At 60.6% G+C, this 16,712-nt stretch carries 9 protein-coding genes, 2 tRNA genes and 3 rRNA genes; 11 read left to right on the plus strand and 3 right to left on the minus strand.

The annotated features are described in order from the left end of the window. Positions 1-7: 7 nt before the first annotated feature. Positions 8-1,600: an SDR family oxidoreductase gene (locus DVU_RS00395; protein ID WP_010937393.1), complete on the minus strand. Its 1,593-nt coding sequence runs from the start codon at positions 1,598-1,600 to the stop codon at positions 8-10. Positions 1,601-1,729: 129 nt separating this feature from the next. On the opposite strand from DVU_RS00395, the gene DVU_RS00400 reads away from it, so the two are divergent. Continuing rightward, entirely contained in the window at positions 1,730-2,149 is a 420-nt protein-coding gene (locus DVU_RS00400; protein WP_010937394.1) for a DUF309 domain-containing protein, read from the plus strand. Between the two features lie 71 nt (positions 2,150-2,220). Here DVU_RS00400 and mtnA read toward each other — a convergent pair whose 3' ends face one another. Beyond that, a complete protein-coding gene (gene mtnA, locus DVU_RS00405) occupies positions 2,221-3,273 on the minus strand; it encodes an S-methyl-5-thioribose-1-phosphate isomerase (protein WP_010937395.1) in 1,053 nt (350 codons plus the stop codon). A gap of 516 nt (positions 3,274-3,789) precedes the next feature. On the opposite strand from mtnA, the gene trpB reads away from it, so the two are divergent. From trpB to panF, 8 genes are all read left to right on the plus strand, one after another. Then, positions 3,790-5,034 carry a tryptophan synthase subunit beta gene (gene trpB, locus DVU_RS00410; RefSeq protein WP_010937396.1) on the plus strand — a complete coding sequence of 415 codons (1,245 nt, stop codon included), beginning with the start codon at positions 3,790-3,792 and terminating at the stop codon, positions 5,032-5,034. Positions 5,035-5,518: 484 nt separating this feature from the next. Further along, a 16S ribosomal RNA gene (locus DVU_RS00415) occupies positions 5,519-7,067 on the plus strand. Between the two features lie 72 nt (positions 7,068-7,139). Next, a tRNA-Ile gene (locus tag DVU_RS00420) sits at positions 7,140-7,216 on the plus strand. 22 nt (positions 7,217-7,238) lie between these two features. Further along, positions 7,239-7,314 (plus strand) — tRNA-Ala (locus DVU_RS00425). A 148-nt stretch (positions 7,315-7,462) separates the two neighbouring features. Continuing rightward, positions 7,463-10,392 (plus strand): 23S ribosomal RNA (locus DVU_RS00430). A 102-nt stretch (positions 10,393-10,494) separates the two neighbouring features. After that, positions 10,495-10,609: ribosomal RNA gene (rrf, locus tag DVU_RS00435) — 5S ribosomal RNA — on the plus strand. The 16S, 23S and 5S rRNA genes sit together here with 2 tRNA genes alongside, the layout of an rRNA operon. Positions 10,610-11,526: 917 nt before the next feature. Beyond that, positions 11,527-12,021, plus strand: a complete 495-nt coding sequence (locus DVU_RS00440; RefSeq protein ID WP_010937398.1) for a YhdT family protein — start codon at positions 11,527-11,529, stop codon at positions 12,019-12,021. Beyond that, positions 12,018-13,505 carry a sodium/pantothenate symporter gene (gene panF / locus DVU_RS00445; protein ID WP_010937399.1) on the plus strand — a complete coding sequence of 496 codons (1,488 nt, stop codon included), beginning with the start codon at positions 12,018-12,020 and terminating at the stop codon, positions 13,503-13,505. The genes DVU_RS00440 and panF overlap by 4 nt, the downstream gene beginning before the upstream one ends. A gap of 55 nt (positions 13,506-13,560) precedes the next feature. Here panF and DVU_RS00450 read toward each other — a convergent pair whose 3' ends face one another. After that, a complete protein-coding gene (locus DVU_RS00450) occupies positions 13,561-14,364 on the minus strand; it encodes a substrate-binding periplasmic protein (protein ID WP_010937400.1) in 804 nt (267 codons plus the stop codon). A 576-nt stretch (positions 14,365-14,940) separates the two neighbouring features. Here DVU_RS00450 and fcl point away from each other — a divergent pair. After that, positions 14,941-15,912, plus strand: a complete 972-nt coding sequence (fcl, locus tag DVU_RS00455) for a GDP-L-fucose synthase (RefSeq protein ID WP_010937401.1) — start codon at positions 14,941-14,943, stop codon at positions 15,910-15,912. A gap of 52 nt (positions 15,913-15,964) precedes the next feature. Further along, positions 15,965-16,687, plus strand: coding sequence for an NYN domain-containing protein (locus DVU_RS00460; RefSeq protein ID WP_010937402.1), 723 nt, complete (start codon positions 15,965-15,967; stop codon positions 16,685-16,687). Positions 16,688-16,712: the final 25 nt, after the last annotated feature.

Genomic DNA, 16,712 nt, shown 5'->3' on the forward strand with positions numbered 1-16,712 from the left:
GCCGGCGTCACTGTGCGGTCGTATCCCGCCTGCCCGGTGCGGACGCATCCGTGAGGGGAAGGGCGCATGCGAATTCGCGCCGGGGCGGCAAGGCCCATGGTTCGCGTGACACGGGGGCACCCGTGGCCGCGGCGAGCCCGCACAGCATCCCCTTGAAGAGGCCCTTGTGCAGCGGGTAGAGGGCCCACCAGTAGGCCAGTCCCGCCAGCCCGCGCGGCAGGAACCACGAGAGCATCCACAGTTCGGTCCCGCCCGTGGCGGTGGGGGCGAGTCTGAATTCCAGCAGGGCGTCGCCCGGTACCTTCATCTCTGCCAGCAGCAGCAGACGTTCGCCGGGGCGCACGTCGAGAACCCGCCAGAAGTCCAGCGCATCGCCGACGCCGATATCGGTGGGATGCCGCCTGCCACGGCGCAGACCGGGGCCTCCCACCAGTTTGTCGAGCATTCCGCGCAGCCGCCATAACAGGTCGCCATGGTACCATCCGGTTTCGCCGCCGATGGCGCTTACCGGCTTCCATACCGTTTCGGGCGGGGCTTCGACCTGAATGGCGTAGGCGCATTCGAGCAGGTCTCCCCCCGCATAGGAGGCGTCCCCGCAGGTCATCCATTCGGGCATGTCGGGTCTGCCTGCGTCTGTCCAGCATGTGGGGACGGATTGCTCGCGAACCCTGTCGAGGGCCTTGCCTATGGCTTCGCGGCATGACAGCAACCGCTGGGGGATGATGTCGCGGATGCGGTCGTCGGCGCATACGACCCGGTTGCGAAGCCCCTGTATCAGCGGTGTTGCCAGGGCCTTGGGTATGGGGGTGACCAGATTTATCCAGTGGGCCGAAAGTTCGGGGCTGAGCACGGGGACGGGGATGATGGTGCGCCGTCGCAGCTGCGCCACCTCGGCGAAGATGTCGAACAACTCCCGATAGGAGAGGATGTCCGGCCCGCCGATATCGTAGGTCTGGCCCATGGTCTCGGGGTGGTCGAGACAGCCTTCGAGGTAGCCGAGGACGTTGGATATGGCGATGGGCTGGCAGAGGGAGTGCACCCAGCGCGGGGTGAGCATGACAGGCAGGCGGTCGACGAGGTAGCGCACCATCTCGAACGAGGCACTGCCCGAACCGAGTATCTGCGCGGCCCGCAGGACGGTGAGAGGGGTCTCTCCGCGGGCGAGGATGTCTGCGACCTCTGCGCGGGAGCGCAGGTGCGGTGAAAGCTCTTCTCCTTCGGGTACCAGCCCGCTGAGGTAGATGATGCGTCCCGGTCGGGCTTCGTCGCAGGCACGCACCATGTTGGAGGCCGCAGCCCTGTCCGCCTTGGCGAAGGTGTCGCGCCCGGTGACGTGCGGGTTCATGGAATGGACGAGGTAGAACACGGCGTCGCACCCTTCGAGTGCGGGCACCAGTGAACAGGCGTCGTCAAGGTCGCCCCGGATGATGTCGAGGCGGGGATGGCGCGCCCACGGGCGACAGAGCAGCTTGGCAGGGGTTCGGACGAGGGCGCGAACGCGCCAGCCGTGGTCGAGAAGACGGGGGACGAGCCTGCCGCCCACATAGCCTGTCGCCCCGGTGACACAGACCGTGCCGCGTGGTGTACTGTCGTTGTCCATGGAGTGCCTCCCGCAAGTCGTTCCCCCTCTGCCGCGCCAGTCATGCGGTAAGGGAGGGGCTTCATTCTAACAGAGCGTGGCCCAAGGTAAAGATGTATACGCATGAGCCGGTGCAAGCAGGGAGGAAAAATGACGGACGAGGTTCGACGGGGTGCGGTTTTGACCCCACAGGCATCGGCACGCCTTGATGAGGCCGTGTCGTTGTTCGCACGGGGCGAGTACCATGCATGCCATGATGTGCTGGAAGACCTGTGGCGTGAAGATGGAAGCCCTGTGCGGGACATCTACAAGGGGGTGTTGCAGGTAGGCGTGGCCTACTGGCATGCCGGACGCGGCAACTTGCGCGGGGCCCTTCGTCTGGCGGTGCGGGGAGTGGAGCATCTTGTCCCGTTCATGCCGTCCGCCTTCGGTCTCGACCTTGCAACGCTCGTGGAGGATGTGCGTCACGCCTCGCGCCTATGGGAAGAGGCGGCGATGCGTGGGGATTCTGCCCCGGATGTCCCGTCTCCACGTCTGGTGCGCGCCACGTCCCCCCGGCCGGAGGAGTAGAAGACCCTTCCCCTCCGGTGTCGCCGGAAAGGAAGGGTCTGAAGCTGGCTTTGTGCGGAAGGCTTCAGCCGTTAGAGACCGGCCTTGCGGAAGGCCTCGGCGATGCTCTCGCGGTAGGGGGCACGCAACACTCCCATTTCGGTGACGATGCCCGCGATGAGATGCGCCGGGGTCACGTCGAAGGCGAAGTTGAACACGGGCACGCCATCGGGCGTGATCTGCGTTGCACCCACATGCGTCACTTCGGTGGGGGTACGGTTCTCGATGGGGATGTGGTCGCCGTCGGGGGTCTCGCGGTCGATGGTCGAGAGAGGCGCTGCGACATAGAACGGAATGCCATGCTCACGCGCCAGCAGGGCCACGGAATAGGTGCCGATCTTGTTGGCGGCGTCGCCATTGGCGGCGATGCGGTCTGCCCCCACCACCACCTTCTGCACCATGCCACGTTTCATGAGCAGGCCGCAGGCGTTGTCGCACGCCACGGTGACGGGAATGCCATCCTCGTGCAGTTCGAAGGCCGTAAGACGTGCCCCCTGCAGGAACGGGCGCGTCTCGTTGGCGATGACGGTGATGTTCTTGCCCGCCTCCACAGCACCACGGATGACGCCCAGTGCCGTGCCGTAGCCTGCCGTGGCCAGTGCGCCCGCGTTGCAGTGCGTCATCACCGCGTCACCGTCGTCGATCAGTTCCGCACCGTGTTCTCCCATGCGGCGGTTGATGGCGATGTCGTCGCGGTGGATGCGTTTGGCCTCGTTCGTCCAGTAGGTGATGAGCGTGGCGAGGTCGGCCCTGCCCAGCGAGTGCCATGCCGCGCGCATCCTTTCCACGGCCCAGCGCAGGTTCACGGCGGTGGGGCGGGCATTGGCGATGCGTTCGATGAGGCCGTCCAGCACGGGGCGCCATGTCTCCATGCCGCTTTCGGCCGTTTCGTAGGCCGCGAGTACGCAACCCCACGCGGCGGTGACGCCGATGGCGGGCGCGCCACGCACGACCATGACTTGCAGGGCGGTCACGATGTCGTCGGTGTTGCGGCAGACGAAATCCTCTTCGCGGGTGGGCAGGTAGCGCTGGTCGAGCAGTATGAGCGACCGTGACGCGGCGTCGTAGCGTATATGGCGTTCCATCGTGAACCTCCGGGATGTTTGCCGACGCCGTGGCGCGGGCTTTCAACGGGTGTAGCCGCATGGCGCAGGCGTGGCAAGGCCGCGCAGAAGGGTGAGATGCGCGGGCGATAGCTTGCCGGGGGCGCCGGATGGTCACGCGAGTCTGTGGCTGACTTCGGCCCCTGCCAGAGTGTGGGCTATCCGTGGCGGTGGGCCCGGGGAAGGACAAGGGAGGCGCGCATACTCGTTGGAACAGGATGTCGCCTGTTCGTATAAAAGATAGTGGCACTCTAGGCGGATGGTGCCGACCGCATCCCCATCTCTTGACAAGGTACGGCAGGCGGTGCATGGTTCGCCCATGAACAGCGCACGTATCTTCAACCTCGCCTCCAATTGGTGGTGGCCCTGCTAGCAGGGCCGGGTTGTCACGCGCGCGTATAGGCAAGCATGACGCACAAGAAACCGCGGCCGGGAATCCCGACCGCGGTTTTCATATGCGCCAGAGGTCGGGCCGGCATACCTTCAAGGAGACCAGCCATGACCGCTACCGCCACCACCCTTCATCGTCCCGACACCTCCACCGGCTTCTTCGGCGCGTATGGCGGGCAGTTCGTGCCCGACCAGCTCAAGCCCATCCTCGACGACCTCGCTGCCACCTTCGACGCCTGCAAGGACGACCCTTCGTTCATCGAAGAGTTCACCTACTACCTCACCCGGTATTCCGGGCGGGCGACGCCTCTCTTCCTGTGCTCCAATCTGACCGCACGGCTTGGGGGGGCGCGTATCTATCTCAAGCGCGAAGACCTCAACCACCTCGGGGCCCACAAGGTGAACAACACCATCGGCCAGATTCTGCTTGCCAAACGCATGGGCAAGAAGAAGGTCATCGCCGAGACCGGGGCCGGGCAGCATGGCGTTGCCACCGCAGCCACCGCGGCGCTCATGGGGATGCAGTGCACCATCTACATGGGGGCTGAGGACATGGAGCGCCAGAAGCTCAACGTCTTCAGGATGCGCATGATGGGGGCGGAGGTCGTGCCCGCCATGAGCGGTCAGCGCACCCTCAAGGAAGCGGTGGACGAGGCCCTCGCCGCATGGGTGCAGGACGCCAACGAGACGTTCTACCTCTTGGGTTCGGCGGTGGGGCCGCATCCATACCCCGCCATCGTGCGTCATTTCCAGTCGGTCATCGGTCGTGAGGCGCGTGCCCAGATACTTGAGGCCGAAGGACGCCTGCCCGATTGCTGCATCGCGTGCGTGGGTGGTGGGTCCAACGCCATCGGTCTTTTCGCGGAGTTCGTGCCGGATACGTCGGTGCGTCTCATCGGGGTCGAACCTGCCGGACGCGGTCTCACCTACGGCGACCATGCCGCAACCCTGTGCCTTGGTGAACCCGGCGTCCTGCACGGGTTCTATTCCTACATGCTCAAGGACGACAAGGGTGAGGCCGCTGCCGTGTATTCCATCTCGGCAGGGCTGGACTACCCCGGTGTCGGGCCTGAACACAGCCACCTCAAGGACATGAACCGGGCCGAATACGTCAGTGTGACGGACGTGGAGGCTGTTGATGCCTTCTTCACCCTGTCGCGTGCCGAGGGCATCATCCCCGCGCTGGAATCGTCCCATGCTCTCGCCCATGCCATGAAGATGGCGCCTGCCATGCCGAAGGACGCCATCATCGTTGTGAATCTCTCCGGGCGCGGCGACAAGGACGTGGCACAGATAGAGGAGATGGTGTCGAACGGGCTTGTGACACCCCCTGCCATGGTGCGTGGGCTGTAATCGTCGATAGCTGTCCTGTCTTGCCGCCCATCGATGTCATGTGGAGTCGGTGGGCGGCAGAGTCGCACCGGGGGCTTGCGGGGCGATGTCCTGATCATGTCTCTCCCATGCCCCCCCCCTTTTTAAGAAGCCTGAACCGTTGGGCCCCAACGTTTTGCCGTAAGGCGAAGCAGGAAAATGCGAAGTTGCTGCAAAAAGTCGTTGACGGCGGGGCGTGAAAAGGCCTAGAAGGCTCCTCCGCGACGAGGACGGCTGCATGGCCCACGAGTCGCACGATCTTTGAGAGACAGGTTCGCGACGCCATCGAAAAAAAGTTTCGAAAGGCGGTTGACAGCGAAGGCGAAGCGGGGCATAACGCCTCCTCGCCGCGACGGAAACGCGCGGCCTGTTTTTCGGTTCCTTGAAAAGTGAATAGCGAGTCGGGAGAATAGAAGATCAGCCTATTTGAGTCATGTCCCGAAAGGGATGTGGTCTCTCCATTTTCTAACTGGAGAGTTTGATTCTGGCTCAGATTGAACGCTGGCGGCGTGCTTAACACATGCAAGTCGCGCGTGAAAGGGCTTCGGCCCGAGTAAAGCGGCGCACGGGTGAGTAACGCGTGGATGATCTACCCATGAGTTGGGAATAACGGCTGGAAACGGTCGCTAATACCGAATACGCTCCGATTTCAACTTCGGGGGAAAGGTGGCCTCTGCTTGCAAGCTACTGCTCATGGATGAGTCCGCGTCCCATTAGCTAGTTGGTGGGGTAACGGCCCACCAAGGCGACGATGGGTAGCCGGTCTGAGAGGATGACCGGCCACACTGGGACTGGAACACGGCCCAGACTCCTACGGGAGGCAGCAGTGGGGAATATTGCGCAATGGGCGAAAGCCTGACGCAGCGACGCCGCGTGAGGGATGAAGGTCCTCGGATCGTAAACCTCTGTCAGGAGGGAAGAACCGCCACGGTGCTAATCAGCCGTGGTCTGACGGTACCTCCAAAGGAAGCACCGGCTAACTCCGTGCCAGCAGCCGCGGTAATACGGAGGGTGCGAGCGTTAATCGGAATCACTGGGCGTAAAGCGCACGTAGGCTGCTTGGTAAGTCAGGGGTGAAAGCCCGCGGCTCAACCGCGGAATTGCCTTTGATACTGCCGAGCTAGAGTCCGGGAGAGGGTAGTGGAATTCCAGGTGTAGGAGTGAAATCCGTAGAGATCTGGAGGAACATCAGTGGCGAAGGCGACTACCTGGACCGGTACTGACGCTGAGGTGCGAAAGCGTGGGGAGCAAACAGGATTAGATACCCTGGTAGTCCACGCCGTAAACGATGGATGCTAGGTGTCGGGGCCTTGAGCTTCGGTGCCGTAGTTAACGCGTTAAGCATCCCGCCTGGGGAGTACGGTCGCAAGGCTGAAACTCAAAGAAATTGACGGGGGCCCGCACAAGCGGTGGAGTATGTGGTTTAATTCGATGCAACGCGAAGAACCTTACCTAGGTTTGACATCCGGAAGACCTTCCCGAAAAGGAAGGGTGCCCTTCGGGGAATTCCGAGACAGGTGCTGCATGGCTGTCGTCAGCTCGTGCCGTGAGGTGTTGGGTTAAGTCCCGCAACGAGCGCAACCCCTATTGCCAGTTGCTACCAGGTAATGCTGGGCACTCTGGTGAGACTGCCCCGGTTAACGGGGAGGAAGGTGGGGACGACGTCAAGTCATCATGGCCCTTACGCCTAGGGCTACACACGTACTACAATGGCGCATACAAAGGGCAGCGATACCGCGAGGTGGAGCCAATCCCAAAAAGTGCGTCCCAGTCCGGATTGCAGTCTGCAACTCGACTGCATGAAGTTGGAATCGCTAGTAATTCGAGATCAGCATGCTCGGGTGAATGCGTTCCCGGGCCTTGTACACACCGCCCGTCACACCACGAAAGTTGGTTTTACCCGACACCGGTGAGCTAACCAGCAATGGAGGCAGCCGTCTACGGTAGGGCCGATGATTGGGGTGAAGTCGTAACAAGGTAGCCGTAGGGGAACCTGCGGCTGGATCACCTCCTTTACCGAATACGAAACTCCCGACTCGCTGCTCACTTTCAAGGAGCCGAAGTGCTCTTTGCAAAGCAGAGCCGACGGGCCTGTAGCTCAGGTGGCTAGAGCGCACGCCTGATAAGCGTGAGGTCGGAAGTTCAAGTCTTCCCAGGCCCACCACGTCAGGCGACACGCACCAAGTGGGGGCGTAGCTCAGCTGGGAGAGCACCTGCCTTGCACGCAGGGGGTCAACGGTTCAATCCCGTTCGCCTCCACCATTTGGTGGACGACGGATGGTTCTTTGTCATGCGCGAATATGGTCGCAGTCACGAAAGATTCGTGGATGTCATCCAGGTTCGCGCCTGGCCTCGGCGGTAAGCCGAAGCTCATTGAAAATTGAATAGGGTTGGAAAGGAAGTTCGAAGAGAACAAGTTACCAAGGGCAACAGGTGGATGCCTTGGCGCTGGAAGGCGAAGAAAGACGTGGTAGGCTGCGATAAGTCTCGGGGAGGAGCCAAACATCCTTTGATCCGGGAATGTCTGAATGGGGAAACCCGGCAGGAGTCATGTCCTGTCACCCGCAACTGAACAAATAGGTTGCAGGGAGCCAACCCGGGGAAGTGAAACATCTCAGTACCCGGAGGAAAGGAAATCAAACGAGACTCCCGAAGTAGCGGCGAGCGAACCGGGATTAGCCCAAACCGGATGGTTTCGACCATCCGGGGTTGTAGGACCTCGATGTGGGATTGACTACTAGGCAGGAGAAGTGAGCTGGAAAGCTCCGCCATAGCGAGTGATAGCCTCGTATCTGAAACCGAACGTCACCCTAGAGGCACCTGAGTACTGCGAGGCACGTGAAACCTCGTGGGAATCTGGGAGGACCATCTTCCAAGGCTAAGTACTAACCAGCGACCGATAGTGCACTAGTACCGTGAGGGAAAGGTGAAAAGAACCCCTGTCAGGGGAGTGAAATAGAATCTGAAACCTGTTGCCTACAAGCTGTGGGAGCATCCTTGAGATGTGACCGCGTGCCTTTTGCATAATGAGTCAGCGAGTTACTCTGTCGTGCGAGGTTAAGCGAAAGTGGAGCCGTAGCGAAAGCGAGTCTGATAAGGGCGATAAGTACGACGGAGTAGACCCGAAACCGGGTGATCTATCCATGAGCAGGTTGAAGCAAGGGTAAAGCCTTGTGGAGGACCGAACCAGTAACGGCTGAAAACGTTTTGGATGACTTGTGGATAGGGGTGAAAGGCCAATCAAACTCGGTGATAGCTGGTTCTCCCCGAAATATATTGAGGTATAGCCTCGGGAAATTGTCTCGCGGAGGTAGAGCACTGACAGGGCTAGGGGTCCCACCAGATTACCAAACCCTTTCAAACTCCGAATGCCGCAGAGATGTACCCCGGGAGTCAGACGGCGGGTGCGAAGGTCCGTCGTCAAAAGGGAAACAGCCCAGATCGACAGCTAAGGCCTCCAATTCCATGCTCAGTGGGAAAGGTGGTGGAGTTGTTCAGACAGCCAGGACGTTGGCTTAGAAGCAGCCATCGTTTAAAGAAAGCGTAATAGCTCACTGGTCTAATGACTCTGCGCCGAAAATGTAACGGGGCTAAGCATGGAGCCGAAGCTTCGGGATCGTCTAGTACGATCGGTAGGGGAGCGTTCTCTGTGGGCTGAAGGTTTGCCGGAAGGCACGCTGGACTGCAGAGAAGTGATTATGCTGACATGAGTAACGATAAAACAGGTGAGAAACCTGTTCGCCGTAAACCCAAGGTTTCCTGGGTAAAGGTAATCTTCCCAGGGTTAGTCGGTCCCTAAGGCGAGGGCGAAAGCCGTAGTCGATGGGAAACGGGTTAATATTCCCGTACCTGTGCGTTCGCGCGATGGAGGGACGGAGAAGGATAAGCGAGCCGGCTGTTGGCTTAGCCGGTGCAAGTGCGTAGGCTTGGGGGAGAGGCAAATCCGCCCCCTTTAAGGCCGAGACACGAGTCCGTGACCGCAAGGTCTGAAGTCGCCGAGTCCATGCTCCCTAGAAAAGCTCCTAAGTATAGTGCGTACAGACCGTACCGGAAACCAACACAGGTGGGTGGGGTGAATAACCCAAGGCGCTCGAGAGAACTCTGGCCAAGGAACTCGGCAAAATGACCCCGTAACTTCGGAAGAAGGGGTGCTCTCTAAGGTGTAGGGTATACATCCAAAGCCTCGGAGAGCCGCAGTGAAATGGTGGTGGCGACTGTTTACTAAAAACATAGGTCTCTGCGAAGTCGCAAGACGACGTATAGGGACTGACGCCTGCCCGGTGCCGGAAGGTTAAGAGGAGGGGTCAGCGCAAGCGAAGCTCCGAATCGAAGCCCCGGTAAACGGCGGCCGTAACTATAACGGTCCTAAGGTAGCGAAATTCCTTGTCGGGTAAGTTCCGACCTGCACGAATGGCGTAACGATCTCCACACTGTCTCGGCCAGAGACTCGGTGAAATTGAAGTCGCGGTGAAAATGCCGTGTACCCGCAGAAAGACGGAAAGACCCTGTGCACCTTTACTATAGCTTGACATTGGGTTTTGGGCTTGCATGTGTAGGATAGGTGGGAGGCTGTGAACCCTGTACGCCAGTATGGGGGGAGCCATCCTTGAAATACCACCCTTGCAAGTCTAAGGCTCTAATCCCTACCCGTGATCCGGGAGGGAGACAGTGTCTGGTGGGTAGTTTGACTGGGGCGGTCGCCTCCCAAATTGTAACGGAGGCACGCAAAGGTTCCCTCAGCCTGATTGGAAACCAGGCGTCGAGTGCAAACGCATAAGGGAGCTTGACTGCAAGACAGACATGTCGAGCAGGGACGAAAGTCGGCGTTAGTGATCCGGTGGTTCCGCATGGAAGGGCCATCGCTCATTGGATAAAAGGTACGCCGGGGATAACAGGCTGATCGCGCCCAAGAGTTCATATCGACGGCGCGGTTTGGCACCTCGATGTCGGCTCATCACATCCTGGGGCTGAAGCAGGTCCCAAGGGTACGGCTGTTCGCCGTTTAAAGTGGTACGCGAGCTGGGTTTAAAACGTCGTGAGACAGTTTGGTCCCTATCTTCTGTGGGCGTAGGAGAATTGAGAGGGCCTGTCCCTAGTACGAGAGGACCGGGATGGACATACCTCTGGTGGTCCTGTTGTCGCGCCAGCGGCATAGCAGGGTAGCTATGTGTGGAAGGGATAACCGCTGAAAGCATCTAAGCGGGAAGCCTGCCTCAAGATAAGTTCTCCCCTCTTTTAGAGCTGAAGGGCCCAGGTAGACTACCTGGTCGATAGGCTGGAGGTGGAAGTGCGGCGACGCATGGAGCTGACCAGTACTAATAGCCCGAGCGCCTTGTTTTCTTCATAAAACTCCTTTCCACCCTATTTGATTCTATTTCGGTCCCGTACGAAGTGGCGGCGTAAGCATAGCCAGCCTTCCCGGACGGTGACCAAAGAATCTGTCCTGGCGTCCATGGAGGAGGGGGTACACCCGATCCCATTCCGAACTCGGAAGTTAAGCCCTCCATCGCCGATGATACTGCGGGGTAGCTCGTGGGAAAGTAGGCCGACGCCAGGACTTTTCTTTTTCAGAACACAAGGGGCGGTGACCATATCGGTCGCCGCGCCTTCGTGCGTTCTGGCACCAGCCGTGCCGCCTTGCGAAGCCCACCCCTCTGGGCCGCATGACGTCCCTCCTCGAGGCCCCCCATTGGAGCGTATCAAGCCCTCTGACCCCTTCGCCGACATCCGCTCGGAGCATCCCTCCTTGCCGCAGGATAGGCCCCTGCCTGGGCTCTCCCTCGGATGCCCTCTTTCTGCTGTGCCAAGCTTGCATAGCCTTGTTGGAAAGGCTCGCTCTTTGGCGTCTCTATTCAGCTTGATGAGCTGCTTTCCGACTGGAGGATGAGGGTGCAGTGACCTTCCCCGCCAAGAGTCCAGGGATACGTACGTAATAGGGGCTTCAGTATCTTGACCTTGCCCTGCGCTGCTTGCCGTGTGGGTGTTGTCTGTCCGTTGGTGTCGTCTCAACGTAACCCGCTGTCAGGATACACCCACAGTGGGGTAGCCCCGTGGCCGCCCCAACAAGGCACAGAGTGAGGTACTGGCTCATTACTTCCTTTCGGCTGTATCATCATGATGGACGGCCTGACTTCCGTTTCTATCTTGCCAGAGACGTCAGAATGAGGCCCAAAGTGTGCATGAGGCCGTATGCCACATGTGACGCTGCCTGACTGATACCCGGTGCGTACGTCTCATGAGTTTGCAACCTCCTGTCGCTGCCTCGGAGAGAGGCATTTCGGCCATGGACAGGAAGCTGACTGCAGAGGGGTGTGCGGGGCTGATTCGACTCACTCGCCTTTCATCGCAGGGGGTGCATGACCGAGACCGTGACCACGGCAGGATGTACCAAGGGGAAGGCACTGGCGCATTGGTCGTAAACGGACTAGGAAGTCGCTGCACCGACCGAACATCACACGCAACGGAGACCCGGTTTTGGCACAAGGAACACGAAAGGACCGTCGCTTCAGACAGGCAGACAGAGAGGCATTGCTCGCCCTGTTCGCCTACGCGCTCTATTTCATCTGGTGGTATGTCTTCGCGTATGGCTTGGGTAGCGGAAACCCAGACGACTACAGCTACGTGCTGGGCATGCCGGCTTGGTTCTTCTACAGTTGCATCGTCGGCTATCCCCTCATCACGCTCACTCTCTGGGCCATCGTACGGCTGTTCTTCAAGGATATGCCGCTAGGGGAAATCGATGACGACCCCGGCAGCCCTCACGGCGGTGCGTCCCCTTCGAAGGCGCAGGACGCGAAGGTCGTCTGTCCTTCCTCGTCTGTGACGGATGCCATGGCAGCCTCGCACGACACATGTCGGCCTGCACCCCTTGCCGGGTTCGCCTGTGGTGGTTCCGCCTCTGCAGGGGCCGGTGAAGGTCCGACTCTCAGTGTTGAACCCGGCGACGGCACGAAAGGAGGGCGAGCATGAGCGCACAGTTCATGACGACGGTCCCTGTGGTGCTGTATCTGGCGCTTTCGTTCGGTGTGGCGTTGTGGGCACGTGGCAGGACAGCGGAAGGCGGTAGCGCCAAGGACATCATCGAGGAGTACTATATCGGCGGGCGGTCCATGGGGGGCTTCGTGCTGGCGATGACCATCATTGCCAGCTACACCAGCGCAGGTAGTTTCGTGGGCGGCCCCGGCGTGGCCTACCGTCTTGGCCTCAGCTGGGTGCTTCTGGCCATGATTCAGGTGCCGACCACGTTCCTGACGCTTGGTGTACTGGGCAAGCGTTTCGCCATCGTCGCGCGCAGGGCCGGTGCCGTGACACTCACAGACTACCTGTTGGCACGCTACCGAAGCCATACCGTGGTGATTCTCTGTTCCGCCGCATTGCTCGTCTTCTTCATGGCGGCCATGCTTGCCCAGTTCATCGGTGGTGCACGCCTGTTCCAGACCGTGACAGGCTACCCGTATGTCGTGGGGCTGGCCCTCTTTGGCGTCACGGTGGTCCTCTATACCGCCGTGGGCGGATTCAGGGCCGTTGTCGTGACCGATGCCGTACAGGGCATCGTCATGGTCGTGGCGGTTGTCGTGGTGCTCCTTGCCGTCATCGACGCTGGCGGTGGGATGACGCAGTGCATCGCCACGCTCAAGGCCATCGACCCCGGGCTCATCACCCCGACGGGGCCGGGCGATGCGGTCCCTCAGCCCTTCATGCTCTCGTTCTGGGTTCTTGTAGGACTGGGTGTGCTTGGCCTGCCCCAGACGACGCAGCGCTGTATGGGCTACAGGGATTCGCGGGCCATGCACGACGCAATGATCATCGGCACACTGCTCATCGGTTTCATGATCCTGTGCGCCCACCTTGCGGGAACCTTGGGACGGGCCGTGCTGCCGGACCTGCCCGCGGGCGACCTCGCCATGCCAAGTCTCATCGTACAGCTGCTCTCGCCTTTCTGGGCGGGGGTCTTCATCGCGGGGCCGTTGGCAGCCATCATGTCGACGGTGGATTCCATGCTGCTGCTGGCTTCGGCTGCCATCGTCAAAGACCTCTATGTCCGCTATCGCCTTGGCGGGGACACTTCAAGACTGCGCCCGGTCACCATGAAGCGCATGAGCGTCGCCAGTACGGCGGTCATCGGCGTGCTGGTCTTCGTCGCGGCCATGGAACCGCCAGACCTGCTGGTGTGGATCAATCTCTTCGCGTTCGGGGGCCTCGAAGCCGTCTTCCTGTGGCCTCTGGTTCTTGGACTCTACTGGCGGCGCGGGAATGCCACCGGTGCCATCGCCTCGATTCTTTCGGGCGTGACTGCCTTCGTGTGGCTGACCATCGCCAAGCCCGACATGGGCGGCATACATGCCATCGTGCCCACCACGCTGTTGTCCCTTGTCATGTTCGTGGCGGGGTCGCTGGCAGGGCGTCCTTCCGGTCGGGAGGTCGATGCGCTCTTCGGCGGCGAGCGTTCCTGATTGCGGGTGCGCGTTCCGGCATGACGCCGATACCGGCCTGTGCGGCAGGGCGAGGCTACTCGTGTCTGGAGTAGGACTTCATCACGCCATTGCGGATGGCCTCGACGGTTCCTGCCCGCTGCATGGTGGCGAGAACGCGGTTGAACTGCGTGATGAAATCGTACTTGAAGGCAAAGCGCCCCTTGTCATTGTCGGTGATGCCCAGATGCCCGTATTCCTCTGATAGGACAGCGGTCTCGACGAGTTTTCCCGTCACGTCTCCCCGGCGGGCGAGGCGTTCCCACTCCACGAAGATGGATGCCGGGTCGTTGACGTACCCCTGAAGCCGGTCCCGATTGAGCTTCAGAAGGTTTTGTTCGGTCGTGCCGCTGTTGTCCCAGCGGATGCGTCCCTCGGTGATGGCTTTGGTCGCTTTACTGCAGAGTGGGGTGGAGAAGCCCGCATTCGTCCCGATGGCGAATCCGTCATAGTCGTCGGGCCAATGTTCGCGCGGGCGGGTCATGGACCGTTCATGGACGACCAGAGAGAGTCGTTCTTTGAGGATGGGGTCGGAATAGCTTATGTAGGGCCGTTCATGTGGACGGTAGTAGGGGGGGATGATGCCGAAGGCCTCTCCGTTCATGACCTGCAGCAGGCCCCGCTTCCACGGTACAGGCTGGATGCTGACGGCGTATCCGGGCATGCGCGAGGCGATTTCCCTGACGATTTCCACATAGATGCCCTTGACCTCTCCGGAATCGGCATACGAGTAGGGCGGGTAGCTGTCGTCGCACAGGATGACCACCGGCTGTGCCGCATGGGTCGGGAAGACGATACCGCATGACGCCAGCCAGACAATGGCGAAACACAGTCGTATCATGTCCTCCCTCCCGTGGTAGGTGCACCATTCTGATGCACGGTACATGGCGAATGGGCTGGCAGCCATTATTACAGCCTTGCCGTCAGGTAGACGTGCGGCGTTGTTGCAGGACTCATGTCCGGAGTGGGGGCATGTGCAAAGGGGCATCTCCTGATGGCCCGCACCTGCTGCATGGCTGCTTCGCCGTCGCCCGAGGCGGACGTGACCTGTCGTCATTGCGAGATTCTACGGAGGGGATTCCCTTTGTGCCTGTCGCGATGTACGGCTTGATGTGTTGATTCTGATGGCTGTACACGGTGATGGGCCAAGAGGTCGCACCGGGCTGTGGCGAGATGTCCTGGGTGGCACGGTCACGAGGATATCCCCATGGGGTATCGCATGCCGAATGAATGCCGGGAAAGCCTTTCTCCGGGAATACTGGCAGGCGGCAAGGCCATCATCCTTCAGGCGCGACAGGGTGAAGCCTGTATGTCTTTGGGGGATGACTGCAAGGCGGGTGAGGCCCCTGCCGTGACGGTGCAGGCTACCGGGTTGCCTGGTCGAACAGGGCGCAGGTTACGAAGGAGTAAGCGAAACATGGAGAAGAACGACAAGATTTACGTTGCGGGCCACCGCGGACTTGTGGGCGGGGCCATCGTCCGCAACTTGCGCTCGCGGGGCTTCGGCAACCTGCTCATGCGCAGTAGTGCAGAGCTTGACTTGCGGTGTCAGCGGGCTGTCGAGGACTTCTTCGCCGCGGAGAGGCCAGACTACGTGTTCCTCGCCGCCGCCAAGGTCGGGGGCATTCTCGCCAACGACACCTATCCGGCTGACTTCATACGCGACAACCTCCAGATGGAGGTGAACGTCATCGACGCGGCCCATCGTGCAGGAGTCCGCAAACTCTGTTTCCTGGGGTCGTCGTGCATCTACCCCAAGTTCGCGCCGCAGCCCATGAAAGAGGAACACCTGCTCACGGGCGAACTTGAGCCGACCAACGAGTGGTATGCCGTGGCAAAGATAGCGGGCATCAAGATGTGTCAGGCATACCGCCGCCAGTATGGCTTCAACGCCATCGCGGTCATGCCGACCAACCTGTACGGCCCGGGTGACAATTTCGACCTTTCCGGTTCGCACGTGCTGCCCGCGCTGTTGCGGAAGTTCCACGAGGCGAAGCAGGCGGGGGAACCCGAGGTCGTGGTGTGGGGGACGGGGACGCCGCGTCGCGAATTCCTGCATGTCGACGACATGGCGGATGCCTGCGTCCATCTCATGGAGGTGTACGAGGGCGAGAACATCGTCAACGTCGGGGTGGGCGAGGATGTCACCATCGCGGAGTTGGCGGGCCTTGTCGGACAGGTGGTGGGCTACACCGGACGCATCGTCTATGATGCTTCAAAGCCGGACGGGACACCGCGCAAGCTGCTGGACGTGACACGACTTGCGGCCACAGGCTGGCGGGCGCACATCGGGCTTGCAGAAGGTATCACCTCCACCTATGCGTGGTATCTTGAGCATCTCGGCGGACGCGCTTCTGCTGGCGGGCAGACTGTCCACGGCGGGGCATAGGCCCCATCGACCGCCGAAGCCGTATCCCTGAACCCGCAACACCGGGAGACTTATGCGACTCGCCGTTCTCATCGATGCCGACAACGCCAAGGCCGACGCCATATCCGACCTGCTTGCCGAAGTCTCGAAGTTCGGAGTGGCTACCGTCAAGCGCGCCTACGGCGACTGGACCACCACCAACCTGCAAGGCTGGAAGAAGCAGCTGCACAAGTATGCCATACAGCCCATGCAGCAGTTCAGCTACACACGCGGCAAGAACTCCACCGACGCATCCATGATCATCGACGGCATGGACCTTCTGTACACTGGCAATTTCGATGGGTTCTGCATCGTCTCATCGGATTGCGACTTCACACGCCTTGCGACCCGCTTTCGCGAAGCCGGGCTTTCAGTCTATGGCTTCGGTGAGAAGAAGACACCCGAACCCTTCGTGGCAGCCTGCGACCGCTTCATCTTCACCGAGATACTGGGCAAGGGCGAAACGCAGGAGAAGCCTGCCGCAACGGGCAAGGCGGACGAGTCGGCGGCAAGCAAGGAGTTGCTCAAGCTGTTGCGCAAGGCCGTGGCTGCGGTGTCGGGAGAGGACGGCTGGGCCTCGCTGTCCAACCTCGGTTCGCATATCTCGAAGATACGCCCCTCGTTCGACTCGCGGAACTACGGTTATTCCAAACTCAGTACGCTGGTGAAGAACCTCGACATCTTCGAGACGCGGATGGTGCCCAGTGCCGATAAACTGCACACCGACGTATTCCTGCGCCTGAAGGACGGCAAATAGCCCGGTAGGGCCGGTAGCGGTAAAG

The sequence above is a fragment of the Nitratidesulfovibrio vulgaris str. Hildenborough genome (genome assembly GCF_000195755.1).
GTDB classification, from domain to species: domain Bacteria; phylum Desulfobacterota; class Desulfovibrionia; order Desulfovibrionales; family Desulfovibrionaceae; genus Nitratidesulfovibrio; species Nitratidesulfovibrio vulgaris.

Coding starts and splice junctions, on each gene's coding strand:
- fcl (WP_010937401.1), top strand. CDS start 14,941: ATGGAGAAGAACGACAAGATTTACGTTGCGGGCCACCGCGGACTTGTG.
- DVU_RS00400 (WP_010937394.1), top strand. CDS start 1,730: ATGACGGACGAGGTTCGACGGGGTGCGGTTTTGACCCCACAGGCATCG.
- DVU_RS00460 (WP_010937402.1), top strand. CDS start 15,965: ATGCGACTCGCCGTTCTCATCGATGCCGACAACGCCAAGGCCGACGCC.
- DVU_RS00395 (WP_010937393.1), bottom strand. CDS start 1,600: ATGGACAACGACAGTACACCACGCGGCACGGTCTGTGTCACCGGGGCG.
- trpB (WP_010937396.1), top strand. CDS start 3,790: ATGACCGCTACCGCCACCACCCTTCATCGTCCCGACACCTCCACCGGC.
- DVU_RS00450 (WP_010937400.1), bottom strand. CDS start 14,364: ATGATACGACTGTGTTTCGCCATTGTCTGGCTGGCGTCATGCGGTATC.
- panF (WP_010937399.1), top strand. CDS start 12,018: ATGAGCGCACAGTTCATGACGACGGTCCCTGTGGTGCTGTATCTGGCG.
- mtnA (WP_010937395.1), bottom strand. CDS start 3,273: ATGGAACGCCATATACGCTACGACGCCGCGTCACGGTCGCTCATACTG.